The organism is Bacillus cereus group sp. MG9 (assembly GCF_040459995.1).
Classification (GTDB): domain Bacteria; phylum Bacillota; class Bacilli; order Bacillales; family Bacillaceae_G; genus Bacillus_A; species Bacillus_A mycoides.
Map to the genome: position 1 here is coordinate 200356 of NZ_JARVHC010000002.1, position 24091 is coordinate 224446.

The following is a 24091-nucleotide window of genomic DNA, read 5'->3' on the forward strand; positions in this document are numbered from 1 at the left end:
TATACATGAAAACACTGAAATCTCCATCTTTTTCAACAAGAATAGATAGCATAATAGATAATATAGATGAAAATACTCTTTATAATGAACTACTTAAAGAAGAACAAAAATTATTACAAGAATTAAAAGAAGTCAAAGTAAGCTTGGGATGGAAAAATCGAGATTTATATTTGTTTGCCGGAAAGCATCAGGATGGTTCTATTCTATACCTAGACAACAATGTCTGGTGGAAAATGAGTTTTGAAGATAGTGTGAAAGTTTACAGTTTAGATGAGGAGGAGTTGTCCCTTAAAAAGGTTGAACAGTATAAAAACGTTATAAAAGTTCCCTCTCATCAACAAAAGAAACTATGGATTTATGGACTTCGATATAAAATAATTTTAGCATCTTTTGTTTTGAAATTCAGTAAATTGATATTACAATTTTGTAAAGATTATATTAAAGAACGTAAAACTTTTGGGGTACCAATAGCTAAACACCAAATGGTTTATGATACATTTGTCATTGCAAGTAGTGAAATTGAAGGGAATATACTGTTTTTAAGGGAACTATCAACAAAATTTAGTATAGATGAAGCGGAATATAGTAAGTTCTTTAAACAGATTAATTTTATGTTGGAAAATAGTACTCAAATTATAGATAAGATATTACCTGTTTTGGGGGCATTTGGATTAGAGGATCCTTTCATTATAAAAAACTTTCTCAAAATACACCATATTTCAATGTTGAAGGGGGTCTAATTAATATGTTTGAATCACTTAGAACTGAATTAAGAGTATACGGGGAATCATTAAGGGAATTTGCATTAGAAGCAGATAAGAGTCGAGGACTACCACCCACTTATCTTCAGCAAGACTCATTTTACCAGCCTTTATGGCGTTTAGGTGTCCCAAAGGAGTATGGTTATACTGGTATCAGTGGACGAGATAATCAAATCTATTATGGAGATTCCTCTTTGGAGTTAGCGATATGGACTGAGGAGTTAGCATATGGAGATCCAGCGATGATGTTATCTTTACCTGGACCACAATTATTAGGACCAATATTAAAAGAGCTAGGGACTCAGGAACAACAGGATAAATTCTTCAACTCCTTTATGGGGAGGAATCCGGTTTGGACGGCTTTCAATTTAACGGAGCCTAATGCTGGATCAGATATAGCAGCTATTGAAACGGTTGCAACCAAAAAAAATGATAGAACGTATCTATTACAAGGAGAAAAAAAATATATAGCTAATGCAGAAAGAGCGCAATGGGCACTTACTTTTGCTAAGATGGGCCATAAAAATAACACGTTTGCAATTCAAAGTTTTTTAATACATGAAGATCAATTTAAAAATTCGGATACTGTAAATAGAGATTATGGTCGGACTTTAGGAATGCATGCAGCTAGGTTAGGTCATACAGTCTATAACAATTTAGAAGTAGATAAATCTCAAATTATTGGTTTAAATAAACCACCTCTTCAAAGAGGATTACGGGGAGCTATGAAAGTGTTTTTTAGAATGCGACCTTCGACATCTTCGATTGCAATTGGAACATCGAGAGCCATGGTAGATTACGTGAGAGAAAATATTAAGTTGAATTTAAATGAAGAAATTATACTCGATGAACTTCAATGGAAAATTGAAAGAACTAGGAGATTAGTTTATCGGGCAGCTAAAGAAGTTGATAGGGGTATTTATAATGCAGGTACTTCTTCCATGGGAAAATGGATGGCAAATAATTTGGTATATGAAGTAACCAGACGAATTAATCAGGTTGTAGGATCGGAAGCTATTATTGACCATCCATTATTAGAAAAATGGCTAAGGGATGGAAGAATGATAGAGTTTATGGAAGGATCAACAAATATTCATAAACGGGAAGTTGCTCAAGAACTACTAGGAATTAATTAATAATAAAATTAAATAATCGGGGGTTAAGTATATGAATAAGCTAAATAATTTAATGGATGTAGTTACTGAAATTCTTGCACAGCAATTAGAACTTGCTGTAGCAGATGTGAAAGTAGATGCAAATATTTTTGAAGAACTAGGGCTTGATTCAACAGGTATAATTGAACTTTTATTAGCTCTTGAAGAGAAATGTGAAATTGAATTTGATATGGAAGAGTTGGATCCTTCATATTTAGAAAGTGTTACTACCATTGCAAATTATATTATGGAGTTGAAAAATAGCTAGAATAATAAAAAATTTTATTCGGGAGTCGATGTATACCATGAAACAGGGAAATTCAATCTTATCCGTGCCTAATGTATATGGTATAGGGATTGATATTCAAGATATTACTGAGATTCAATCTGCAATTAAAAAATATGACCTCAAATTTTTAAATAAAATTTTCGTTCCAGAAGAAATTGAATATTGTAGAAAAAAAAGTAACCCATCCCAACATTTTGCAGCAAGATTTTCTGCAAAGGAAGCCCTTTTTAAAGCATTAGGTACAGGGATTGGTAATGGATTCTGTTTTACAGATGCTGTTATACTTAAGAAGAAGACGGGCGAACCGTATTTTAAATTCTATAATACGACTGAACAAACGATTAAGAAACAAAAGTTGGAAGCTTTTGTATCACTTTCTCATTCCAAAGACTACTCTATCGCACAGGTAGTCTTGATATCTAATTTTACCAAATAAAAAATATTATGGAGGAATGGGAAATGAAAATTGTCGTTATTAGTCCTGAATTATTTTTACCAAAGTTAGCTCGGAGATCTGCATACTATCCCAATTGGGAAATTATACATGTGGGAGATATTACTTCTCTAAATTATATTTTAAAAGATAAAAGAAACCATTTTGATGGGATAATATGGAGATTAAAAAGTTTAGATTTTGAAGAGGTAAAACAATTTCGAAATATAAAAAAAGAGTTAGAAAATATCCCAATATTAATATTATTTGATGAAGATATTAGTACTAATAAGGCAGGATTAGAACTTTTGAAAAAAAATTCTACAATGTCTTTTGAAATTCATACTCATCAACAAATACAGGAGTGCGTGAGTCATTTTTATAAACATATTGTCCAATTGAATAGAAATAAGCAGCACAACAAAAATATTGTTGAACTTTATCCAGGTATATTTGTGAATGTAGATATGCATTATCTAGATAATGCAGGTGAAATTTTTCCTTTAGCTGGAAAAGAGTATGAAATGCTCATGTTTTTTATAAACATGCGAGACAAATTTGTCACAACAGAAGATATCCTACTTGCTATTTGGGATGAATATACAACTACTGAAACAGTTAGACAATATATTTATAAGCTCAGAAAAAAATTATATACTAGTCAGAAAAATTTTAATCTTATAGTCCACCGAAAAGGAGTTGGTTATACTTTAATTGGTAAAGGAAACGAATTTCTTGTAGGGCTGTAATAACTTATTAAAAAGAGGCGTGTTAGAATTGCTTATTTAAAATAAGAAGAATTCTACATGTCTCTTACGTATGTATAAAATTAATTTTTGAATTTTTAAACCTTTTAGATACTATTCTCCTTAGGTTGAATTATATCCTTCTAATTTGACTATTTTTTTCGAATAATAGTAATATTTTTAAACTTAAATTTATATTATTATATATGGCTATTATGATTTTTAAGCGAGTTTAATTTCCACTTCGAGTACTGTGAAAGTCATAATTCAGTGATAAAAGTGGGATGAAAGTCACTATTAAACCTTTTTGGATTTAATTTATTATCAAATGGAGGTAAGGTAAGTTTTCAGCCGAACTAAAATGATTAGTTAAATCTTGAATTTTTACCATGATTAAAAAAGTGTATCCTTATCATCAAATTCGACAAAAAGAGTTATAAATGCTAATTAATGTATGAAAACAATTAAAGTTGCTTCCTTATTTAAATTTCTGACAAAGGAAAAACCTATGATAAGTTATACATTATTAAATGCCTTACTTAAGGATATATTTGATACAAAATAATGTGGTTGAATTTATATATTTATAAAGTGATTATTAATAAAAGTTTCTTTTCTAAACTGAAGATCCTATTCAAAATCACGTAGAATAGTGATTTTGAGGAAGACTTGTAAATGAGAGGTGTACAGAGCTAAGAGAAAACTTTCAAACACTAATAATCCGACTGAAAGATTTTATATAAAGTAGATTCAAATACATTTGCAAATGGAACAAAGGGATTGCTGCAAGGGAATTTTGTGAACCAACTTGAGTTAATTTTTTCGTGGACAATCCATAAAAATCTCCCACCTTAAGTCTATGCTTAGGTGGGATAGTATTATAGCAGACAGTCAGCTTCAACTTCTACAAGCCACTCTTCCTTTATAAATCTATTTACTTCAAAAACTGTACAAGCTGGTTTGATTTTTGAAAAATATTCTTTATGGGCTTTAGCTGCTTCATGCCACTTATTCATATCTGTAATATAAATTTTTGTTCTAACAACATCCTCTAAAGAAGAACCCATTTTTTCTAAAGAACTTTTGATTACATTAATACAACTTTTTGTTTGTTCATAAACATCAGAGGTTGTGGTCTCTCCATTAGTATTTAAGGGGGCTGTGCCTGCAACTACAATGATATTTCCTTTTTTAATTGCCCTAGAAGATCCTAAAAAGTCTTCAAATGGGGAATTAGAGCTTACTACTGTTTTTTCATTTGACATAAAAATCAACTCCATAAAATAGTTTCTTTAATTGTAATACAAGCCCTTACATTTCTACATATCGTATTTGTATAAGAGGGGTTAGTTTAACGTTACTTAACAAATATGTTTTTTAATTTTATTACAAACTAATGTGAATTTAACATCGGTTTTATTCTGAAAATTAAAACTTCGTGAGAGGATATATATAGGTATTAAAAGGGGGAGATGCTTTGAAAGTATGCCTTAAAACAATGCTTAATAATACGATTGAAAAATATAAAGATGAAATAGCTTATAAAACAGATACAGAAAATTATTTGTATAAAGAAATTGATAATGTATCTGGTCAATTGGCCAATGCTCTATTGTCAAAAGGTATTACCGTTGGAGAAAGAATTGGAATTTTAAGTACAAATCCAATACACAACGTAATAACTTATATAGCAGCTCTAAAAATAGGGGCTGTAAGTGTGCCGCTAAATCCAGATGAACAAGTGAAAATCTTTGAAGATAGTATTAAAAGCGCTCAAATAAAATGCTGTATAGTTAACAAAAAAAATGCTATAGATTCTAAATTGAATTTTGTAGAAGACCTATTATTATTCTCATTGGATCTATGTAAACCTCAACAAAATTTGTTTGATCTAGCATATGTTAAGTCTATGGAATCAAATGTTGATGTTGGTAGAATAGATGATAGTCTTGAATCTTTTATATTTTTCACTTCAGGTTCGACAGGTATGAAAAAAGGGGTAATTTTAGCAAGAGAAAGTTTACGTGCCTTTATTAGCTGGGGAAGCGAGTTTGTTGGAGCCACAAATGCGGATAAATTTTTATGTCATGCGCCTTTATATTTTGACATGTCTATATTCTCTTTATTTATCCCTTTTGCTGTAGGTGGTTGCTGTGTACTTCCTTCAAGTGAAAAGAGGAATAATCCGCGATATATTAATCAATTGATTGAAGAGGAAAAAATTAACATTTTGCATTTGGTTCCTTCATCAATTAAATTGCTTCTAAATGAAAAAATCAAAAATTATACTTCTGTTCGTTTTTTGGGATTAGCGGGTGAAGCTTTACCTTTCGGCGATGTGAAATTGGTTAGAAATTGTTTTGAAAATGCTAATATTGTGAATTTTTATGGTAATACAGAGGTTAATGAGGCATTATCTTATTTGTTTCCTCAAGACATAGAGGCATTAAAAATTCTTCCTATTGGCAGACCATTAAAACATGTACAATTACAGGTTTTAGATGCTGATTTGCTACCATGTGGTGAAGGAGAAGTTGGAGAGTTATATGTGCATTCTTCGACGATGTTAAAAGGGTATTTGAATAAAACAGAAAATGAGACCTTTAAAATGAATGATTCAAATAACTTAAAATACCTTCCAACTGGTGATTTGGTTAAAAAGGAAAATGGTCTGTATTATTACATGGGGCGTATGGACGACATGGTTAAGATTCAAGGGAAAAGGGTTTATCTTTCAGAAGTCAGGAATGTAATTTCTAAACATAATCTTATAGATGAGGTGTTTATTGTAATGAACAATGATGGTCTTACTTGTTATATTCATTCTAAAGCAACTTTAAATTCCTTAGATATTAGAGAGTATTGTTCTGAGTTTTTAGATGCTTATGCAATTCCTAGTAAGTTTATTTTTACAGAGCATAAATTACCTAAAACTAGTACTGGCAAAATTGATCGAAAGAAACTAATGGGATATACGGAGGAATAAAGTGCATGCTGGAAACGGAATTAGAAGATTATATAAAAAGAGAATTATTACAGGATGGAAGTATTGAAAGTATCCCACATGATCTAGATTTAATAGGGACAGGTATACTTAATTCTTTAAAAATTATGGAGTTAATTACTTATTTAGAAAATGTACAACAGGCTCAATTCATGGAGTCTGAAATTTCATTTGAAAACTTCAATTCAATTAGTTCGATAACACAATTATTAAATAGGAGGTAGTTTATGTTAATTTCAAGTGATATGGATAATTTGAAAAATTTGTTATGGTATAACAGTGCAGAAGAGTTAGTTTTAGAAGTTGAAAAATTAAGAGTACATCAAAATTATTTAGGTCAAATTAATAAAGAAGATTCATATTGTGAAGAAATTATTGAACGTATTATACTCATTTTAGAAAAGTTAAAGACCCATTTTGATGAAGGCTTAGTAAAAGCAATTATAAAAGATTTGATTGCATGGAAAGAATCTAATATTAATAATACACCCAAATTTGATTTTACTTTTGGGAAATACAATAAAATTGAGAATAAAGAATTTGGTATGTTCTTTTTCCCTGTGAAAAAAAATAAAATTATTAATTTTGAAGCATGCTTTTATTATCGGAATGAACCAGAAGCTATCACACATTTAAGAGAAGAGTTACCATTTGATACTTTTATGGGCGTAGAATTAATCTTGGGAACGAAGGGTATTTTAGAAGCTAATGTATTTAGCTTTTTCCCAGAAGCAATTGTAACAAATAGTAGCATAGAACAAGATAAATTTTCTTTGTTCTTTATAAACAAGTACTTACAAGTGTTCCATCAGATTACTAAACCTATTAGTGAAGAGGTCTTAAAAACACCTCTATCAATATTTAAAGCTAATCTTAATGATATTTATACGGCAAGAATGCTACTTTCGTACTTACATGATTACTATCATTACAAAGGAGTATTACCTTTAAATGTATTCTTTAAAGAAAAAAGTTCACTGCTAGGAAGTTCATTTGAAGAAGTTAGAGTAGATATATCAGCATATTTGTATTTGTTAAATAAGGACTCTTATATTGATAAACTAGCAAAAGAGATATTTCTTGTGGAAAGACTATTTCGTTATAGCTATGCTGATGATCCTGAAAAAAGTTTTGACTGTCTAACAAATTATATTTTATTTGAGTACCTTTTAAAGGCTAGAGCAATTACATTTAAAGATTTTAAAATTGAGTTGGATATTATGAAAATCAAAGAAAATCTAAGTATGTTATTAGATGATATTACAGACCTTGAGATACGTATCTTAAATTCTCCAAAAGATGCAGTTCCAGATGTAATCAAAGAATGGTTCAGTGTTAACTTCGACTTTTATAGAAATTCAGAAATTGTCACCACAGTATTTGCTAAATGGATTATAGAATTTGGAAGGGGATTGAATATTCCTCGTAATATAAGATATTTTAACAATAAATTAATCGCAAAAAATGAAATAGGGACTAATTTATATGAGTAAAATATATGGTCAATTCCAAGAACTATTGCCTTTTAAAAATGAAAAAGCTGTACTCTTGTTTTCTGGTGGACTAGATAGTTTTTATACAGCTTATGAATTGAAAAAATACGATATGGATATACATGCCGTTTTAATTGATGTTGGACAAAACATTTCTGATGAAATTATGGAATTATCTCAAAAATTAGAATTGAAACTTCATATTATTGATGCTTCAGAAGATTTGTGTAATAGCTATATATCACATGGGATAATGGCCAAAGCTTTATATAACAACCATTTCCCTATTTCTTCTAGCTACACACGTCCGTTACTTGCTAAATTGGCATGTGAGTATGCTAAAGATATTGGAGGATCACTAATTGTTCATAATTCAACACCATATCAGAATTCTGCTATGAGATTTAACCTTTCTATAATGGCCAATTATCCAAATGTTAATATATTTTGTCCGGCTATAGGAGAATATACTACACGTGAAGATAAAGCGAGAATATTGAAGAAAGAATTAGGTATCGATTTCCCTACCACATCTAAATATTCTATTGACGAGAACTTATGGTGCAGAGTTATAGAGAATGATACTTTAGAGTATACTGAGTTAGAAATTAGAGATAACGTATTTGAGTGGACAAATAAAATAGAAGAAAAAGAAATTCTATACCTAGATATAACGTTCAAAAATGGTATTCCGTTTAAGATTAATAATGATAAGAGGAGTTTAAAGGAGATAGTGATTTTATTAAATGATCTCTTATCGGATTATAAAATTGGAAGATATGCAGGTTTAGAAGATAGTTGTTTTGGTGTTAAGAATCCAGAAATTCGAGAAGCTCCAGCAGCAATGTTAATACATCAATCTCATTTATTATTAGAAGAAATGGTATTAACTAGAGATGAACTAAGAGTAAAGTCCTATATTGATAGAGAATGGACTAATCTAGTAGTAGGTGGAGGATGGTTTAGTCCTCTTAAGTCCTGCTTAGATGAAAGTATAAGAGCTTTTAATAAAAGTTTAAATGGGACTATCAAATGGAAAATTACAAAAGGAAATATTTTTTGTATTGCTAAAACTGCAAGTAACAGCCTTAGTTTTTCGAATTTTGGGAACTTTATAGATGAATTTAAACCATATTCTATTAATAGTTTTTTTCAACAAAAGGCTCGGGAATTAAGGATCGGCATAGGAAAGGAAGGAGAGGAGTTTTATGATTAATTATTCCAGTAATTGGGAAGTGCATTTAACCGAGGAGGAGAAGAAACAATTAAAGCATTTAATTAATGAGCTTCCATTACTTGATATAACCAAGATGGATGATAAATTATTAAACGAATTAGATATTATTAAAAGTAAGTTACCTATACGTATTTTAAAGGAATTAGTTACATTTAAAAGGTTTTCTAATTTATTTGGGACTTTAAAATTCTCTAATTTACCAACAGATCCAATTCTTCCGAATACACCAGTAAAGGGTCAGTTAAGTGAAGATAAACAAACGGCCATTAGTGAGTATATCTTATTTTTATTTATGCTTTGTTTAGGGGAACCACTTGCATATGAAGATGAAAAACAGGGGTTATTAGTTCAAAATATTTGCCCGGTAAAAGGACAAGAAAAAAAGCAAGAGAATACAGGATCTGATATCTTAGAGTTCCATACTGAAGATGGGTTTCATCCATATAAACCTGACTTTTTAGCTTTATACTGTGTAAAATCTGATAAAGAAGCTAAGGCAAAGACAATTACTTCCTCAATCCGAAAAGTTTTATTTAACTTATCTAATGATGTAATAGAGATATTAAGAAAACCTTTATATAAAATTAATGCACCATCATCATTTTTAGAAAATGGGGATGAAGACAGTTATCATACTACTATACCTGTGTTAAGTGGACCTTTATTAGATCCGGATATTTGCATGGATTTTTATCTAATGGAACCTCAAACACCTATGGCTAAGTGGGCGCTAGAATATTTGAAAAAGCAATTGTTAGAGAACTGTATACAAGTCGCTCTTAAACCAGGTGAATTATTAGTTGTGGATAATAAAAAAGCTATTCATGCTCGGACAGGTTTTACTCCAAAATACGATGGAAATGATCGGTGGTTACAGCGAATGTTTGCAGTAAGGAACATTAAGACGTCTGAATTATCAAGACATCCTGGGAAATTAGTATGCTCTCCTGTAAATGTTCTTTTTGAGTTTAATGAAAACGCAAAGGAAGTTTTATGAGATGCTTAATGAAAGGTATAGCTATTTGAGAAGAGGTGTCAATTGTTATTGGAATAGTATGTCTTTGTTATTGGAGCAATTTGGTTTAGAGCCATTAATTTTAAAGCATTTAAATTTTGGATATGTATATAGTAATCCTAGTTTAGATATTACTTTTGAGCTTGAGGCGGAACAGCCTAATACTCTTGGATGGTTGCAAAATTATATTGGCACTAGTAAATCTAAGGTAGCTCCTCATAAATTAAGAGAGTTTCTTCATAATAATACTGAATCATTTTTATTATGCGTAGATGTTAAGGTTCTTTCAACTATGTATCCAACCTTTCCACCAGTTCATGATTATCATTATTTGAACATAGTAGGAGTAGAGAACGAAAATGTTCATGTTAAAGATCAATATTTTGGTTATCATGGTCCGATACCTATTGACTTAATTTATAATTCTATTCAGTCTAAAAAGATTAAACAAGCAGGCGAAGTTATTAAGTTAAATATAGAAACTGCACGAATTAATAATTTTAATGATGAAATGATAAAATGTTTGAAATATGAGTTTTTATTGAAATTATCTCAGTATTTACAGGGGCATTTTCAATTCGACGGTGTTAGTTATTATACAGGGACAACAGCAATTTCTAAACTATATATGGAGATAGATCAAGTATTTTCAAATGCAATGAGTAGACAAGAAAGTATACAGGATAATTGGAATTTTTTAATTCGTAGATTTAATACTTGTTTTCTTTATAGTAGAGAAGGGATGCTATATTACTTAAATAAATATCACCATATAGTTTCTCTTGATATGGAAAAGTTGATTAATTATTTGGGATATTCCCTTAGCATTACACGGAAAATTTCTTTTATTATAATGCAGGCAAATTTAAAGAATAAAGATCCTCAACAAATTATACCTACCCTTCAATTGAAATTGGAAGAGCTAATGTCTGTTGAGAAGGATATTCATAAGGAAATAGATACTGTATATCAAAAATTAAACATAATGGAGAGAAGTATTACAGATTGACTAGTACTTATAATATTAGTAATATATGAAAATACAATAAAGGGTGATATGAATGACTAATAAAACTGTTGAGCCGAAAATTCTTTATCTTAGTAGAGCAGATGTTCATAAGTTAGAAGAAAATAGTTCTGATATTTATATTAAGGGCGTAGAACGTGCATTAATCCTACACTCTCGTAAGGATTTTAGTCAACCACTGAAACCATACTTAAAAACTAACAAAAAAGATGAACATATTGCTGATAGGATTATCGCTATGCCTGCACATTTAGGTGAGCCGTCTATCTCTGGTATTAAATGGATTGGAAGTAAGCATGATAATCCATCTTTGAGAAACATGGAACGGGCAAGTGCATTAATTGTTTTAAATGATCCTCAAACAAATTTCCCGATTGCTATTTTAGAGGGAAGTTCTATAAGTGCAATGAGAACAGCAGCTGTTTCTGTAGTTGCTACGAGACATTTAGCCAATAAAGACTTTAGAAATCTATCTATTGTTGGTTGTGGCTTGATTGCTAAAATGCATGTAATGTCTATGTTAGAAAATTTCAAAAGTATTAAGAATGTTGTACTATACGATGTGGAGCTAAATAAAGCACAAGAACTAATAAAAGAGTTTCAGTCAAAATATAAAAATATATCATTTCGGGTTGCCGATAAAGTTCAGGATGCTGTTGAAAAAGCAGAAGTATTAGTTACATGTACAGTAGTGAATAAGCCATATATTAAAGCAGAGTGGATTCAAAAAGGAACATTTATTAGTAATGTATCTATTATGGATTTAGAAAGTGAATTATTTATACAAGCGGATAAGGTAATTGTAGATGATTGGGATCAAGCAAATAGAGAAAAAAAAGTAATAAATCAATTGGTTTTAGAAGGTAAATTTTCTAAAGAGATGTTACATGCTGAATTAGGGGATATTATTACTGGATTAAAAGCAGGGAGAGAACATAAGGATGAATTAATTATCCTAAACCCCATGGGAATGGCTATTGAGGATATTTCATGTGCATATGAGATTTATGAGAATGCTCTAAAAAATAACATTGGTAAATACTTGGATTTATATTAATTTGAAAATATTATAATTTTTTAGTCAGTGAGATGCTTTCGAGCATCTTTTTTTATTTCAAATGTTTTTTGAATAAGATAGATTAGTATTATCCTTGGTAATGTAATGAGATATAAGTGTATTTCAAAACTGTATTTGAACCACTCACTACTTAACGTTCTAACGGAATGTTTGAAGCGGGAGATTTCTAAGTATAGAAACTTAACTAGGTTATCACCGTAGTTTCTAAGATTTAGTCCTGTGTTAATATCTCTATCGTGATGTGTGCCACGAGGAGGAAAATGACACTCACGAAGATTTATACTTTTAATATCTTTATTTTGGTAACCACAACTCGAACATAGCTGACTAGCAGTAAATATTTTTGAGACAACTACAACTTGCTTCCTGTACCATTTTGCTTTGTATTCCAACATATTTTGAAATTGTGAACAAGATACTTCACTGATTGCTTTGGCAAGTTTCCCGTTTTTTAGCATATTGCTTACTTGTAGATCCTCAATACCAATTACATCGTGGTTTTTGATGATTTCGGTAGAGATTTTATCCAAGTAATCTTTTCTTGCATTAGTAATATGTTCATGGACTCGTGCCACTTTCACACGTTGTTTACTCCAGTTCGAAGAACCTTTCGTTCTTCTGGAAAGGATGCGTTGTGCTTCCGCTAATTTTTTTTCTAATGTACGAAAGAATTTAGGGTTTTTGTATGTAGTGCCATTTGAAAGAATAGCAAAATCCTTTAATCCCATATCAATCCCAACAGAAGATCCTGTTTTCGGTAATTCTTTTACTTCTGTCTCAACTAGCAAAGATACAAAGTATTTACCACTTGGATTCCGTCTAATGGTAGCATTTAAAATACGTCCCGTTACCTCACGGCTCTTTGCAAACCTCACAAATCCGATTTTAGGTAGTTTTATTCGATTACCTATCACAGCGATATTTTCATTTGTTTCTTTCGTTGTGTAAGATTGGATTTTATTTCGTTTGGACTTGAATCGTGGAGGATCATTCTATTTCTTGAAAAAGCGTAAAAAGCATCTGCCAGATTTTTTAATGTAGATTGAAGCGCAATACTATCTACTTCTTTTAACCATATCGTATCATTCTGTTTTTTTAATTGAGTGAGCTCGGCAGAGAAAGAATTATATGTTAATCCTTTCCCTGTTTCTTTGTAAGTATTGTTCCACATAGTAAGGAACCGATTGAACACAAATCGACTACAATCAATCGTTTTCGCAATTAAGATTTCTTGTCTTTTATTCGGGTAAATACGAAATTTATATGCTTTATTTAATAACATTGATTGCACCTCACTTTCTAGCATGCTTCTTAATAGTATACAAAATAAGTAGGCTTACGCCTACCGACATTCATCTCCCACCTAAAATTGGTGTTTCACAACTTCACATTTTTGAGGAAGGAGTCTTCTGTCGGAAAATGATAAATTTAAGGGTCCAGTTTGTTCAAAATCAGAAGAATTCATCGATGGAGACTTATGGCATTAAATTCGAATCCGCTGGTAATCTGCTATCAATCGTTTTCTTCTGTAATTATTTACAGAAGAACCCTTTTCTTTATTCATAAATTATGTCTTTAATTTTCCATAAATGGTTTTATTTTTAATTTTCAAAATCTAATTAATTATTTTTTGATTATCTTTGTTATACTTAAGTCAAGAAGAGGATGTATACTTTAAAAAAAGAACATAGTAGTAATTTAATATATTGAGGGATAATATAAAAAGAAATAAGTTATCAAGAGTATTGATTATAATATTCTTTAGCAAATTGAAAGATAATAAGTAAATGGCAGTAAATTTAATAAGGTTATTCTGAAGTAGTTATTTAGATTAATATCTGAAGGAGTTGTTTATAGTGTGGCAGGAAAAGGTATTAAAAGAACTCATAATTAAAATGATAGAAGCAGATAGAGAAAATTTAAAACTTATTTCAGCTTTAATGGATTTGGATATACACGTAGAAAATAAAGCTTTTTTTTCTATTTATAAAATCTTGAAAGAAATAATTGATTTAGAGTTTCTATTACAAACTACAGAGAGTTACGAGAAGGAAGAAATAACAGTACAACAGCTAGGAGATATTTTATATGGACATATAGAAAAAAATAAAGCTAATAAAGTATAAATATACGTATTAGAAAAGAGCTGTTATTGATGGATGAACAACTCTCTGTCAAGTAGGTAGCGAAAATATCTTTATATAATTTTTTATTTACGTGTAGTACGTTCACTGTTAGCAATAATAACATTTGTATTGTTATTATTAGTGAGTAGGGAACTGTTGTGGTGATAGTAAATTTTCTGATTTCCAGTATACGTAATTAGAAAGTAAATATAAGGCTTATTTCTATCGTGTATTTTACTTGTACTTTAACACTATATCTTTTGTTTGTCACAGTTTATACACGTTCTTTGGAAATATAGTAGTTTTACATGTATACCAAAACTTCTCTGATAATGTTCCTTCAGTTTTTTTTGTAAAGCAATCAGTAATAAAAGAAGCATTAGAAAGTAGTCATAAATGTTGAATTTGGAAGTGTCATATTATTTCAAGAAATAATAAGGGACTATAGTCACATTTAGTGAGGATTTATGTGGATTTCATTTATCAATAGTTCACCGAAAAAAAGCACCTACAAAGATGCATTTTCGTTCGGTGATTTTTTTGTGAATTGATATATGAAAATTGCACCTGAAATAACAAAATATTCCTTCAGGGACGTCTAGTAATGTTATTAGCAATGTTTTAGAGATTAACACCTCATTGCCTGTAGTAGGTCTATAATCTCTTTGAATATAACTAATAGTAAATTCAACAACATTTAAAGTAACAAATAACCATAAACAAAATAGAATCATTTTTTGCTTTTAAACATAAAGCACCACTGTACATCTAATTTAACGTTGGAGAAAAAGAGGATGTTAGATTGTGAGTATGACCTTAATAATTCGGATTGGCAAAATATAAATGGAGATATAACTCAGAGGAAAATAAGAACCATTTCGAAACAGCATATAAAGAGTGTTCTAGATACTAGGATTGGAAGACGTAATTAAAGTAGAAAAATCCGTTCTTTTTTCATATCAAATAGAAAAAGGAATCACTAAGGATTCCTCTTCTAATTCCGACTTATCTAAATCACATATAAGCAAAGATTTAAACACTCATATATTTATATATAGATAAATATATGAGTGTTTTAGGAAATACAGTGGAGTAGCTAAATATGGATAGGAGAAGAGGCCCAGATTGTGAAAAAGAACTTGCAAGACTGCGGATTATCCTACTAATGATTTTAATATGTAAGCACGGAAAGATGTAAGTAATTCAATTAGGTTTTACCAAAGGATTTGGCGTGCGAATATGTGGAATGCATTCACAGTTAAGAGGGTTGTCTCATAATATACATATAGATTTCTCTATTAAGATGAACAGAGGGTGTGAATATATGGAAGATGTATACGCTAAAATTGACAGTCTAAAAACGGAACAAAAAGAAATCATGAGAGATATTCGTAATTTAGAGATGCGTACAGCTATTAATGAGAAAGACATAGCTACAATCAATAAGCAATTAGAAAAAATAAGTACAAACACAACCTGGATTTTGCGAATCATTATTAGTGCGATAGTTATGTCAGTTTTAGGATTGATATTAAAAGGTATTATTTAACCTTGTGAAATAGTGAGATGTAATTGTAAGAGGGGCATTTGTCCCTCTTTTTATTTTGTGAACGAGAAGATCCCCTCCTCTAAGCGCGGAGTGAAGGTGGAGGGTGAATCGTTTTTTTCTGATAAAAGGAGCTAAAACAATGTGCTAAACGGAATTGAGATGTGTGTGAAGTCAAATGAATAATTTTGGTTATTCCATACGCAAACGGGTTTCTTTAAAATCGGAACGATTTGGTATTTACTTTTTTTCACCTTTGTAGAAAACACATTTTTCGCATCTTTAATCGCTTGATTCTTAACCGCACTTAGTAGGTTAGCAAGAACATCTTTTGTACTTTTCTTAGTGCTTTTCTTTGCTTCAACCATTTCAGATACAAGTTCATTAATGACTTTGATATATTCGTGGCTACTTTGTTCCAATAAACAGATTTGTTCTTTTGTTAGAAGCAATTTAACTTTAACTGTTATGGTTTGAGACATAAGTTTCACCCCCTTGTTTTTTGATTTTCAACATAATGTTTTATTGTCTCACTTGATACATTTCCAGCAGTAGAAACAAAATAGGAACGTGTCCATAGACTTGGCAGGTGCATGAGATGGGGAAATTCTTCTCTCAAACACTTTGATGTCACTCCTTTAATTTTTGCCATTGTATCGGCGGGACTAAGTGTTGGCAGTGTATTTAAAAACAAGTGAACGTGGTCTTTTTCACATTCCATTGCGATAATAACAATATCCAGTTCATTACATATTTCTTGAACCAACATTTTGAAGCATTCTTCTACTTTTGTATTTAGAAAAATCTTTCTTCTGTATCGTGGACAAAACACAAAATGATAGTTAATGAATGATACGGTTGTTTTAGTTCTTCTATAATCATTTATCATAGTTACATTGTGTTAGTTTGTTCAATTAACTGCAACAAAAAGGATGAAAAATAAAAGATACCAACACTTTGGATACTTAAAGTACCACAAACCTTGTGATTTTTAGTGGTACTCCGTATCCAACCTCACTTTCATCCCATGCCTAAAGGCAATGGGCTTTCTCGTTCGAAAAGGGCTGTAAAGCCAATGTATGTGTGAAGTGAAAAGGCCGACTCTTATGAGATGTTTTTTTTGCTGTTTTATGGATGCCAAATAAGAGCGCAACATTTCAAAGGTCATCTTGTGATATAACTAGGATGAGTTTTAAACTAGGGGCTGAAGAAATGAATACATTAAAGGGAAAAGTCGCGTTAGTAACTGGTGCAAGTAGGGGGATAGTGCGAAATATTGCGATAAATTTGGCACAGGATGGTGCGTTGGTCGTAGTTCACTATGGAAAAAGAAGAAGCAGAAGAAGTGGTGCATAAAATTAAAAAAGATGGTGGTTTTGCATTCATAATTAGTGCGGATTTTAACATTAGAAGAATCCACAGAAGAGTCTTTTGATGAGATTATGAATATTAATGTTAAGGCTCCATTTCTTATTATCCAACAGGCTTTACCACGATTAAAAGATGGAGGACGGATCATCAATATTTCATCGTTTGTTACACGTGTCACCTCGACAAGTGTTTTTGCTTACAGTATATCTAAGGGGGCAATTAATAGACGCACTCATACTTTAGCACAACAAAATTGGTTACCGCGGTATTACGGTAAACGCCATTCTTCCTGGCATAATTAATGCAGAAATGAATGCTGGAACATTGGGAAATCAAGATGGACAGAAATATGCTGCAAGTTTGTCGACCTTTAATAGATGGGGAGAGCCTAAAGATATAGCTGATATTGTAGCTTTTCTTGCTTCATCAAACAGTCGCTGGATAACTGGGGAATTAATCGATGCAAGTGGCGGATCTTGTTTATAATAGCAATGGAAAAAGCCAGCTTATATTGAGCTGACTTTGAAAATCTATTATTCAAATAGCTTATCCATTAAATTTTGAATTTCACATCTTCTTTTATCTGTTTCATTATTATCAATTGTATACGTATCATTTTCAATTATAAGAACGTCCCCTTCTTTTACATTAGAAGGAAGTTTGGATCTGGGTACATCAATTGTTATGTTATTGATTTCAATAACTGCTAATGCTCCTTCAAAACGGTCAATAATACCTCTTTGCATCGTTATCTCTCCGTTCTTACTGAAATATCTGAACCATCACTATTAATAACTACAGTTCCATTTAAATCAGTTCTATATACCTTAACAGACATTGAAGATAACTTGGCTAACGTTTCTTGTGTAGGATGTCCATATCTGTTACCTGCACCTGCACTGATAACAGCGATATTTGGTTTAACTGCATCTAAAAATGGCTGAGAAGAAGAAGTCTTGCTTCCATGGTGACCTGGTTTTAATACATCAGATTTTAGGTTTGAACCATGTGCTGCAATCATATCTTTTTCGCTTTTTGCTTCAGCATCACCAGTAAATAAGAATGATTTGCTGCCGTGCGTTACTTTTAATACAGCGCTCCATTCGTTTAAGTCATCACCATATTCTTTAACAGGGGCTAAGAATTGTGAGTCTAAACCATTGATTGGTAAATTTAAACCAGATTTTGCTTCTTTAATTGTTAATCCTTTGTTGGCTACCGCAGTTAAAAAGTCTTTAAATGTTTGGGTAGTATGGCTTACTTTAGGTGCATACACATTTTTTACGTTCATAGAATTTAGTACTTCATCTAATCCACCTACATGATCAGCATCAGGGTGTGTAGCAATCATATAATCAATGGTTTGGAATCCTAGTCCTTTTAGATAATTTGCCACTATCTTACCTTTGCCATTGTTTCCTCCGTCAATGAGGATTGTTTCTCCACTTGGAGATTTTATAAACGTTGCATCACCTTGTCCTACATCAATATAATGAACTTCTAAATTGCCCTCTGGTTGAGGAAGGGGAGGACGGAAGCTTGGTTCTAATACGCGAGCTAAGAATGCAGCAGACTGCTCACTTGTTACTTTTACGTCTGCACCAAATGTACCATCAGGGAAAGATTTAGCACTTGCAAGATTAGGGATAAATAATGCAGCAATCATTAGAAATGCCGTTAGTAATAAACTGAGCTTTTTCAAAAATATCGCCTCACTTTGTATATTTTTTTAACTTATTTAACTTTAGCATTTCTTACCAATAATTCAAAGCCTAATAGAGTAATATATTTGGTTACACTAGTAACGGAAAATGAGAGGATTAAAGAATGTATTAAAAAAATGAGGTTTAATTTAAAAACGACTCTTCAGATTTGTTTATTTTGCGTTTCGATGGACAAGTTAATGCAATAGGTCTTGTTCATTTTAAAAACATATGAAAAGGCAGATAAGGACTTTACATGTGTTTTTTTTGGGTTTTTAGGGGGAATAAAAAGGATAGTCATTATTTAAGACTTAACGCTTTCTCTACGAGCTGACGAATTGCTTCATTTCAATTACTTATCTTGTTATCGTGCCAAAAATCCTCTATTTATTTTACTTGTTCTTTTGTAAATGCAAATAAATTTTCATGTATGGGAAAAGCTTGTTACAATAGTAAAGAATAACTTGGGTACAATTGATAATGAAATGGGGAAAGATATTAGATGAAAGCAACCGGAGTAACTAGAAAAATAGATGAATTAGGGCGTGTGGTAATTCCAAAGGAACTTAGAAATACGCTAGGTATTAAAGAAAAATCACCATTAGAGATCTTTGTAGAAGGTGAAGATATTGTTTTACAGAAGTATCAGCCGGGGCGTGTTTGTGCATTAACAGGAGAGGTGTCAAATCGTAACATAGCATTAGCAAATGGTAAGATAACATTAAGTCCAGAAGGTGCGGAACTATTAATAAAAGAAGTAAAACAGTACCTTGTAAAATAAGTGGCTCCTTACAAGGGGCTTTTTTAAAGATCAATAAAATAATTTCACGTACCGTATTTATTATAAAAAATAACAACACAACGAACTAGTCTACATTTAACTTTTGCGACATATATATCTTTGATGTTACGATATTTATATATTCGTTCTGAAAATAAAAGGGCTGAATGAAGATGGAAAATCATGTAAAAGTAATTGGCAAGATCCTTCAAACAAGCAAAAATGGTCACACCTCAAACAAAAAGAGCATATTTCTAATTGGTTATATATAGAGAATATACACAGTTTGTAAAAGAAAATCATAGAAAGCCAAGAAAATACGAACATGATGAGATTCTTCATGAAGTGAAAAGATATTATGTAAGTAAACTAGAAAAATAGAAAGTGAATGGGAATCACAAATATCCAACAGTGAAAAGCAGCATGTATTAGAAGAAAAGTAAATACAAACAAACCAGGGGGCGCATTTCATGTTTAATTTACAAGAAGATATGTATGAACAATTGAAAGTGAAAAAAGGGGAAGTTACTGTATTTTTAAAGAATGGCGTTCCAGTACGTGGGCAGATCCTTGCAACAGATAAATTTACCGTCCTAATGATGGTTCATGGTAAACAACAACTAATCTACAAACAAGCAATCTCTACACTTGCTATTTAATGGGTACCGCCAGCATTTCGGAAAAAAACCACGCTAAGAGTATGCAAAATTTTATGCAGTTTTTCAGCTAATTCAGTAACAAAAGATAACTCTAAAACCTTTTCAGGATAGGAATGTATAAAAAAATGCATAGATCCATAGAACAAAAAAAGAAGGTTCCTTTGTGAGAATAAGATTCCGCCTTTTTCCTTGCTACCGATAATGAGACGTTATGTTAACCAAGTATGTATAGAATATACATTGATTTTCACTTTTGAATTTTACATGTGCAGAGATAATAAAGTCATTTAAAAAATAATATAATTGTTTAAAAACTCTTCCTCCATTACAAAGTAGATTAGCTCAATAAGAAATCAAAATAAGAATTTGTAGATTCTCAAGAAATGAAAAAAGAAAGGTTTTAAATACAAAGTAAATTCTGTTATACAGGGGTAGAAAGATATTATAATTAATTTGTTTTAAAAATGAGTAGAGGATTATAAAGTGTGTTCGATTTTTGGCCAAGTCCTATATGTCTTATCCTTTGGAGGAAATATGCTTAAAGATAATTTTAAAATTAGTAATATTCCCACTGTTTTATGGGGAAATAAGAGTGAAAAAATTTTTATTGCAGTACATGGAAATATGTCAAATAAAGAAGATGCAGTTATTGAAATGTTTGCTGAAGAAGCCAATCAAAAAGGTTATCAAGTACTAAGCTTTGATTTACCTGAGCATGGAGAAAGAATAAATGATAATACTCCTTGCAAAGTACAGTTTTGTGTTAGTGAATTATCTATAGTTATGAATTACGCAAAAAAACATTGGAAAGAAGTAAGTGTGTTTGCATGTAGTATGGGAGCTTATTTTAGCCTTTTAGCCTATCAAAATGATGTGTTAGAAAAGGCATTATTTTTATCACCAGTAGTTAATATGGAACGAATTATAGAAAATATGATGAAATGGTTTAATGTAACACCAGAGCTTTTGCAAAAAGAAATGACTATAGAAACACCTGTTGGTCAAAAGTTATATTGGGATTATTTATGCTATGTAAAAGAACATCCTATTAATACGTGGAATACAGATACATATATTATGTATGGAGCCAAGGATGAACTGTGCGAATTTGAAATTATTAACTATTTTACAAAAAAACATCGTTGTGAATTAGAAGTCATGGAAACAGGTGAACATTACTTTCATACTGAAGAACAGTTAAAGGTATTTAAACAGTGGTTACACAAACATATCGATTAACAAAATTGTTATTAAAAAGAAGATGTTAAACTACTGAAAAATATATTTGAATTATTTACTTCCGCTAACGGTAGTTATGTAAATAAGCTGTCCATCTGGACAGCTTATTTTATTTTTTGCTTAACGTGGGTTTTTTCCGAAATGCTGGCGATACCTCTATTTCAATTTAAATATGATAGTATTACACTTAGTATGAGCCTTATATTTTATTATTTTGTACTAATCATGGAGGTATGTATATGCGTAAATTGTTCAGTGGAAAACGTGTACTAGAAAGAGAAACAAACGAAGGTTCATCGTATTTTGTAGTACCAGAAGAGAACTTTCAGAAGTATGTGGTGCTATGGGGATATTTAATCCCACACGGAGTTTTCAATCAACCTAATAAATGGGTAAATACATATACGATAAACCCTTTGGATACATATGTTTTAGTAACAGAATTCAATCCTAAAGAGTATGAATATATGATTTATGAAGAAACAAGGGTTGCTAGACAATTGCATCAAATATTAGAACCTTATGGAATAGATATTAATAATGAATTTGAAGAGTTCGTAAAGTTGGAAGAGATTCCTGAAGCAGCCATAAGCAAAGTAAAGGATTGCTTAATAGAAAAAAGGTGTATGAATGATTATCCAGAAGACTTTCCAGTAGTCGACGGCTATGAATATATAATTGAAGGCGAGAAAAAGAAACTCATTATTGAAACTGAAACTTATCATGATGATGACACACTATATGACCAAACGGGGAATTTTGATCACAGTTATATCGTTGAAACTTATCGTAAGACAGTTACAAATGGATTTATTTATGTATATAAAACGCATGACAATAGCTGGTATCAATATTATGCAGAAGGCGCAAGTAAAGACTGTTGGATCATGAAAGAAGTATATGATGATGAGTTAGACGATTTACCAATTTCATCTTATGAACTTATTGAAACAGAGAAACGTGAAATTCCAGAAGAAGATTTAATGACTAATATTAGTTGGGAAGAATTACTCGATCCGAATAGGGAATGTGATTTCTATTACTCTGATAAAATGTTTGCAATGAGTTTCTTAGCTAATGAGGGAAGATATAATGTAGTGAACATTAATGGGGAATGGAAAAGATATAGTGAAATGGTTTTTAAAGGAGAAGCACCATTTTCCAAATGGGATGATTTAGTATTTATTGGGACGGCTAAACAAGGGGCAACTGAAGGAAAACAATTTACCCAAGAAGAAATGATGCAATTTGCAGTATATATGCGAGAAAAGAGAGAGAAGTCATCATTGCATTAATCAAAAGGGGTGTACGAATATGGACTTTTTGTACTTATTACCATTTATTGTTATAGTATTTATTATTTTAATCTTTATATTTCAAGTTCGTCAGCAAAAAAAATTAGAGAACAAATTTTCGGATTAGCTAATAATACTTTAGAGTTAACGACTAAGGAATTTTTAGAAATGAGAAATAAAAGTTTCGGTGGAAAAGGGAGAGCATTGTATTCTAATAATTATAACTTCGCAGGAGTGTATATATTACATAATAAATCTAAAGATTTATATTATGTGGGACAAGGAAAGCAGGTTTTAAATCGAGTGAACAATCATTTCACTGGAAAGGGTAATGGAGATGTTTATGCAGATTACAAATACGGAGATTATTGGACAATCAAGATGATAGCTCTTGAAAAAAGTGGTTTTAATACTTTGAATGAATTAGAAAGGTATGCAATTGAAACCTACAATTCTTATAAAAGAGGCTATAATAAAACCAGAGGAAATAAATAATATGCTTTAATTAATCTGGTTCATGGTAAACAACAACTAATCTACAAACAAGCAATCTCTACACTTACTATGTAAAACATACCGGGCTTATGTAAAAATTTCTCAATATTATTACTATGTAAACTATAATAGGGGTAGCGTCAGGAAAATGCGGATTTACAACGGTAAGAAAATGTTCGTAAATTATCCGGCCTTCAAAACGAAAACCGGATTCCATTTAAACTTTTAAAATTATTAATCCCAATTCCTATATTTATTTATCTCACTCTTTTTTCTAAACGCCTCTTCTAAATCGATATCGAGCTTGTTGGCAAGATCAAAAAGATTCCATACCGCATCGTATATTTCAAAACTCAAATGTTCTTTTAGTTCATTAATATTATCAGCATCAGGTATGGAAGAGATTTTTAAAACTTCTTGAGCTACTTCTCCTATTTCTGTAACCAAAAATAAGGTTCTTTCTTCAATCGTTGAATGCTCAAAACCTTTATTTTTACTAAACTCTCTAACATTTCTTTATAATTCAGATATTTTCATTTTTTAATTCCTTCCACAAGGATTCTTTATAACCCAAAACTAGATTCCCTAATTTTTTTGAACATGCTTTCTTAGTTACAAAGGGCTTGATAATCTCTCCGC

The 24091-nt window shown here is 31.0% G+C and carries 24 protein-coding genes and 5 pseudogenes; 21 read left to right on the forward strand and 8 right to left on the reverse strand.

The genetic code is table 11. The features are described 5' to 3' along the window. The first annotated feature begins 5 nt into the window (after positions 1 to 5). Genes QCI77_RS28780 through QCI77_RS28800 form a run of 5 tightly spaced genes read left to right on the forward strand, consistent with a single transcriptional unit; the run spans position 6 to position 3386 of the window. Positions 6 to 740 (forward strand): hypothetical protein, encoded by a 735-nt coding sequence (locus QCI77_RS28780; RefSeq protein ID WP_149191259.1) that lies wholly within the window; start codon positions 6 to 8, stop codon positions 738 to 740. Positions 741 to 745: 5 nt separating this feature from the next. After that, positions 746 to 1897, forward strand: a complete 1152-nt coding sequence (locus QCI77_RS28785; RefSeq protein WP_149191258.1) for an acyl-CoA dehydrogenase family protein — start codon at positions 746 to 748, stop codon at positions 1895 to 1897. A gap of 31 nt (positions 1898 to 1928) precedes the next feature. Then, on the forward strand, positions 1929 to 2183 hold the full coding sequence (locus QCI77_RS28790) for an acyl carrier protein (RefSeq protein ID WP_088031179.1): 255 nt from the start codon (positions 1929 to 1931) through the stop codon (positions 2181 to 2183). Positions 2184 to 2211: 28 nt separating this feature from the next. Then, on the forward strand, positions 2212 to 2640 hold the full coding sequence (gene acpS, locus QCI77_RS28795; protein ID WP_149191257.1) for a holo-ACP synthase: 429 nt from the start codon (positions 2212 to 2214) through the stop codon (positions 2638 to 2640). A 23-nt stretch (positions 2641 to 2663) separates the two neighbouring features. Beyond that, the gene (locus tag QCI77_RS28800) at positions 2664 to 3386 is read left to right on the forward strand and encodes a winged helix-turn-helix domain-containing protein (RefSeq protein ID WP_176280899.1); all 723 of its coding nucleotides are present in this window, start codon (positions 2664 to 2666) and stop codon (positions 3384 to 3386) included. 875 nt (positions 3387 to 4261) lie between these two features. Here QCI77_RS28800 and QCI77_RS28805 read toward each other — a convergent pair. Further along, on the reverse strand, positions 4262 to 4648 hold the full coding sequence (locus QCI77_RS28805) for a RidA family protein (RefSeq protein WP_088031176.1): 387 nt from the start codon (positions 4646 to 4648) through the stop codon (positions 4262 to 4264). A gap of 212 nt (positions 4649 to 4860) precedes the next feature. Between QCI77_RS28805 and QCI77_RS28810 the strand changes: the two genes are divergently transcribed. Genes QCI77_RS28810 through sbnB form a run of 7 tightly spaced genes read left to right on the forward strand, consistent with a single transcriptional unit; the run spans position 4861 to position 12216 of the window. Continuing rightward, positions 4861 to 6369 carry an AMP-binding protein gene (locus QCI77_RS28810; protein ID WP_353825931.1) on the forward strand — a complete coding sequence of 503 codons (1509 nt, stop codon included), beginning with the start codon at positions 4861 to 4863 and terminating at the stop codon, positions 6367 to 6369. Positions 6370 to 6374: 5 nt separating this feature from the next. Continuing rightward, entirely contained in the window at positions 6375 to 6611 is a 237-nt protein-coding gene (locus QCI77_RS28815) for a hypothetical protein (RefSeq protein ID WP_193648196.1), read from the forward strand. Positions 6612 to 6614: 3 nt separating this feature from the next. After that, positions 6615 to 7880, forward strand: a complete 1266-nt coding sequence (locus QCI77_RS28820) for a DUF6421 family protein (RefSeq protein WP_353825932.1) — start codon at positions 6615 to 6617, stop codon at positions 7878 to 7880. Continuing rightward, positions 7873 to 9096 (forward strand): argininosuccinate synthase domain-containing protein, encoded by a 1224-nt coding sequence (locus QCI77_RS28825; RefSeq protein ID WP_240381053.1) that lies wholly within the window; start codon positions 7873 to 7875, stop codon positions 9094 to 9096. The genes QCI77_RS28820 and QCI77_RS28825 overlap by 8 nt, the downstream gene beginning before the upstream one ends. Further along, positions 9089 to 10114, forward strand: a complete 1026-nt coding sequence (locus QCI77_RS28830; RefSeq protein ID WP_353825934.1) for a TauD/TfdA family dioxygenase — start codon at positions 9089 to 9091, stop codon at positions 10112 to 10114. The genes QCI77_RS28825 and QCI77_RS28830 overlap by 8 nt, the downstream gene beginning before the upstream one ends. A gap of 58 nt (positions 10115 to 10172) precedes the next feature. After that, a complete protein-coding gene (locus QCI77_RS28835; RefSeq protein WP_353825935.1) occupies positions 10173 to 11141 on the forward strand; it encodes a hypothetical protein in 969 nt (322 codons plus the stop codon). A 52-nt stretch (positions 11142 to 11193) separates the two neighbouring features. Next, positions 11194 to 12216, forward strand: coding sequence for a 2,3-diaminopropionate biosynthesis protein SbnB (gene sbnB, locus QCI77_RS28840; protein WP_353825936.1), 1023 nt, complete (start codon positions 11194 to 11196; stop codon positions 12214 to 12216). Between the two features lie 179 nt (positions 12217 to 12395). Here sbnB and tnpB read toward each other — a convergent pair. Next, positions 12396 to 13519, reverse strand: a pseudogene (gene tnpB, locus QCI77_RS28845) (IS200/IS605 family element RNA-guided endonuclease TnpB); the annotation flags it as partial. A gap of 574 nt (positions 13520 to 14093) precedes the next feature. Here tnpB and QCI77_RS28850 point away from each other — a divergent pair. Then, on the forward strand, positions 14094 to 14363 hold the full coding sequence (locus QCI77_RS28850; RefSeq protein WP_088031166.1) for a hypothetical protein: 270 nt from the start codon (positions 14094 to 14096) through the stop codon (positions 14361 to 14363). A 491-nt stretch (positions 14364 to 14854) separates the two neighbouring features. Here QCI77_RS28850 and QCI77_RS28855 read toward each other — a convergent pair whose 3' ends face one another. Next, complete coding sequence (locus QCI77_RS28855) at positions 14855 to 15097, reverse strand: DUF3937 family protein (protein ID WP_353825937.1); 243 nt, start codon at positions 15095 to 15097, stop codon at positions 14855 to 14857. 590 nt (positions 15098 to 15687) lie between these two features. Between QCI77_RS28855 and QCI77_RS28860 the strand changes: the two genes are divergently transcribed. Beyond that, positions 15688 to 15912 (forward strand): hemolysin XhlA family protein, encoded by a 225-nt coding sequence (locus QCI77_RS28860; protein WP_353826043.1) that lies wholly within the window; start codon positions 15688 to 15690, stop codon positions 15910 to 15912. Between the two features lie 149 nt (positions 15913 to 16061). Here the strand turns inward: QCI77_RS28860 and QCI77_RS28865 are convergent. Continuing rightward, a pseudogene (locus QCI77_RS28865) lies at positions 16062 to 16391 on the reverse strand (RNA-guided endonuclease TnpB family protein); the annotation flags it as partial. 5 nt (positions 16392 to 16396) lie between these two features. After that, on the reverse strand, positions 16397 to 16798 hold the full coding sequence (gene tnpA / locus QCI77_RS28870; RefSeq protein WP_088031165.1) for an IS200/IS605 family transposase: 402 nt from the start codon (positions 16796 to 16798) through the stop codon (positions 16397 to 16399). Positions 16799 to 17121: 323 nt separating this feature from the next. On the opposite strand from tnpA, the pseudogene QCI77_RS28875 reads away from it, so the two are divergent. Beyond that, positions 17122 to 17766: pseudogene (locus QCI77_RS28875) on the forward strand (SDR family oxidoreductase). A 47-nt stretch (positions 17767 to 17813) separates the two neighbouring features. Here the strand turns inward: QCI77_RS28875 and QCI77_RS28880 are convergent. Next, positions 17814 to 18026, reverse strand: coding sequence for a DUF3006 domain-containing protein (locus QCI77_RS28880; protein ID WP_149191246.1), 213 nt, complete (start codon positions 18024 to 18026; stop codon positions 17814 to 17816). 2 nt (positions 18027 to 18028) lie between these two features. Continuing rightward, a pseudogene (locus QCI77_RS28885) lies at positions 18029 to 18901 on the reverse strand (ComEC/Rec2 family competence protein); the annotation flags it as partial. A gap of 584 nt (positions 18902 to 19485) precedes the next feature. Between QCI77_RS28885 and QCI77_RS28890 the strand changes: the two are divergent. The 6 genes and pseudogenes from QCI77_RS28890 (at position 19486) to QCI77_RS28915 (ending at position 23452) form a co-directional block, all read left to right on the forward strand. Beyond that, entirely contained in the window at positions 19486 to 19764 is a 279-nt protein-coding gene (locus tag QCI77_RS28890) for an AbrB/MazE/SpoVT family DNA-binding domain-containing protein (protein WP_088031163.1), read from the forward strand. A 173-nt stretch (positions 19765 to 19937) separates the two neighbouring features. Further along, positions 19938 to 20207, forward strand: a pseudogene (locus tag QCI77_RS28895) (transposase). 27 nt (positions 20208 to 20234) lie between these two features. Beyond that, positions 20235 to 20423: an RNA chaperone Hfq gene (gene hfq / locus QCI77_RS28900; protein ID WP_353825938.1), complete on the forward strand. Its 189-nt coding sequence runs from the start codon at positions 20235 to 20237 to the stop codon at positions 20421 to 20423. A gap of 534 nt (positions 20424 to 20957) precedes the next feature. After that, positions 20958 to 21662, forward strand: a complete 705-nt coding sequence (locus QCI77_RS28905; RefSeq protein ID WP_353825939.1) for an alpha/beta hydrolase — start codon at positions 20958 to 20960, stop codon at positions 21660 to 21662. Positions 21663 to 21901: 239 nt separating this feature from the next. After that, complete coding sequence (locus QCI77_RS28910) at positions 21902 to 22957, forward strand: hypothetical protein (RefSeq protein WP_353825941.1); 1056 nt, start codon at positions 21902 to 21904, stop codon at positions 22955 to 22957. A 9-nt stretch (positions 22958 to 22966) separates the two neighbouring features. After that, positions 22967 to 23452, forward strand: a complete 486-nt coding sequence (locus tag QCI77_RS28915; RefSeq protein ID WP_353825942.1) for a GIY-YIG nuclease family protein — start codon at positions 22967 to 22969, stop codon at positions 23450 to 23452. Between the two features lie 234 nt (positions 23453 to 23686). Here QCI77_RS28915 and QCI77_RS28920 read toward each other — a convergent pair whose 3' ends face one another. Next, a complete protein-coding gene (locus QCI77_RS28920) occupies positions 23687 to 23920 on the reverse strand; it encodes a MazG nucleotide pyrophosphohydrolase domain-containing protein (RefSeq protein WP_483299002.1) in 234 nt (77 codons plus the stop codon). Positions 23921 to 24091 lie beyond the last annotated feature (171 nt).

Bases quoted from the DNA above. Each gene is read 5' to 3' on its own strand.
- QCI77_RS28780 (WP_149191259.1), top strand. From the start codon at position 6: ATGAAAACACTGAAATCTCCATCTTTTTCAACAAGAATAGATAGCATA.
- QCI77_RS28785 (WP_149191258.1), top strand. From the start codon at position 746: ATGTTTGAATCACTTAGAACTGAATTAAGAGTATACGGGGAATCATTA.
- QCI77_RS28790 (WP_088031179.1), top strand. From the start codon at position 1,929: ATGAATAAGCTAAATAATTTAATGGATGTAGTTACTGAAATTCTTGCA.
- acpS (WP_149191257.1), top strand. From the start codon at position 2,212: ATGTATACCATGAAACAGGGAAATTCAATCTTATCCGTGCCTAATGTA.
- QCI77_RS28800 (WP_176280899.1), top strand. From the start codon at position 2,664: ATGAAAATTGTCGTTATTAGTCCTGAATTATTTTTACCAAAGTTAGCT.
- QCI77_RS28805 (WP_088031176.1), bottom strand. From the start codon at position 4,648: ATGTCAAATGAAAAAACAGTAGTAAGCTCTAATTCCCCATTTGAAGAC.
- QCI77_RS28815 (WP_193648196.1), top strand. From the start codon at position 6,375: ATGCTGGAAACGGAATTAGAAGATTATATAAAAAGAGAATTATTACAG.
- QCI77_RS28820 (WP_353825932.1), top strand. From the start codon at position 6,615: ATGTTAATTTCAAGTGATATGGATAATTTGAAAAATTTGTTATGGTAT.
- QCI77_RS28825 (WP_240381053.1), top strand. From the start codon at position 7,873: ATGAGTAAAATATATGGTCAATTCCAAGAACTATTGCCTTTTAAAAAT.
- QCI77_RS28830 (WP_353825934.1), top strand. From the start codon at position 9,089: ATGATTAATTATTCCAGTAATTGGGAAGTGCATTTAACCGAGGAGGAG.
- QCI77_RS28835 (WP_353825935.1), top strand. From the start codon at position 10,173: ATGTCTTTGTTATTGGAGCAATTTGGTTTAGAGCCATTAATTTTAAAG.
- sbnB (WP_353825936.1), top strand. From the start codon at position 11,194: ATGACTAATAAAACTGTTGAGCCGAAAATTCTTTATCTTAGTAGAGCA.
- QCI77_RS28855 (WP_353825937.1), bottom strand. From the start codon at position 15,097: ATGATTCTATTTTGTTTATGGTTATTTGTTACTTTAAATGTTGTTGAA.
- QCI77_RS28860 (WP_353826043.1), top strand. From the start codon at position 15,688: ATGGAAGATGTATACGCTAAAATTGACAGTCTAAAAACGGAACAAAAA.
- tnpA (WP_088031165.1), bottom strand. From the start codon at position 16,798: ATGATAAATGATTATAGAAGAACTAAAACAACCGTATCATTCATTAAC.
- QCI77_RS28880 (WP_149191246.1), bottom strand. From the start codon at position 18,026: ATGCAAAGAGGTATTATTGACCGTTTTGAAGGAGCATTAGCAGTTATT.
- QCI77_RS28890 (WP_088031163.1), top strand. From the start codon at position 19,486: ATGAAAGCAACCGGAGTAACTAGAAAAATAGATGAATTAGGGCGTGTG.
- hfq (WP_353825938.1), top strand. From the start codon at position 20,235: ATGTTTAATTTACAAGAAGATATGTATGAACAATTGAAAGTGAAAAAA.
- QCI77_RS28905 (WP_353825939.1), top strand. From the start codon at position 20,958: ATGCTTAAAGATAATTTTAAAATTAGTAATATTCCCACTGTTTTATGG.
- QCI77_RS28910 (WP_353825941.1), top strand. From the start codon at position 21,902: ATGCGTAAATTGTTCAGTGGAAAACGTGTACTAGAAAGAGAAACAAAC.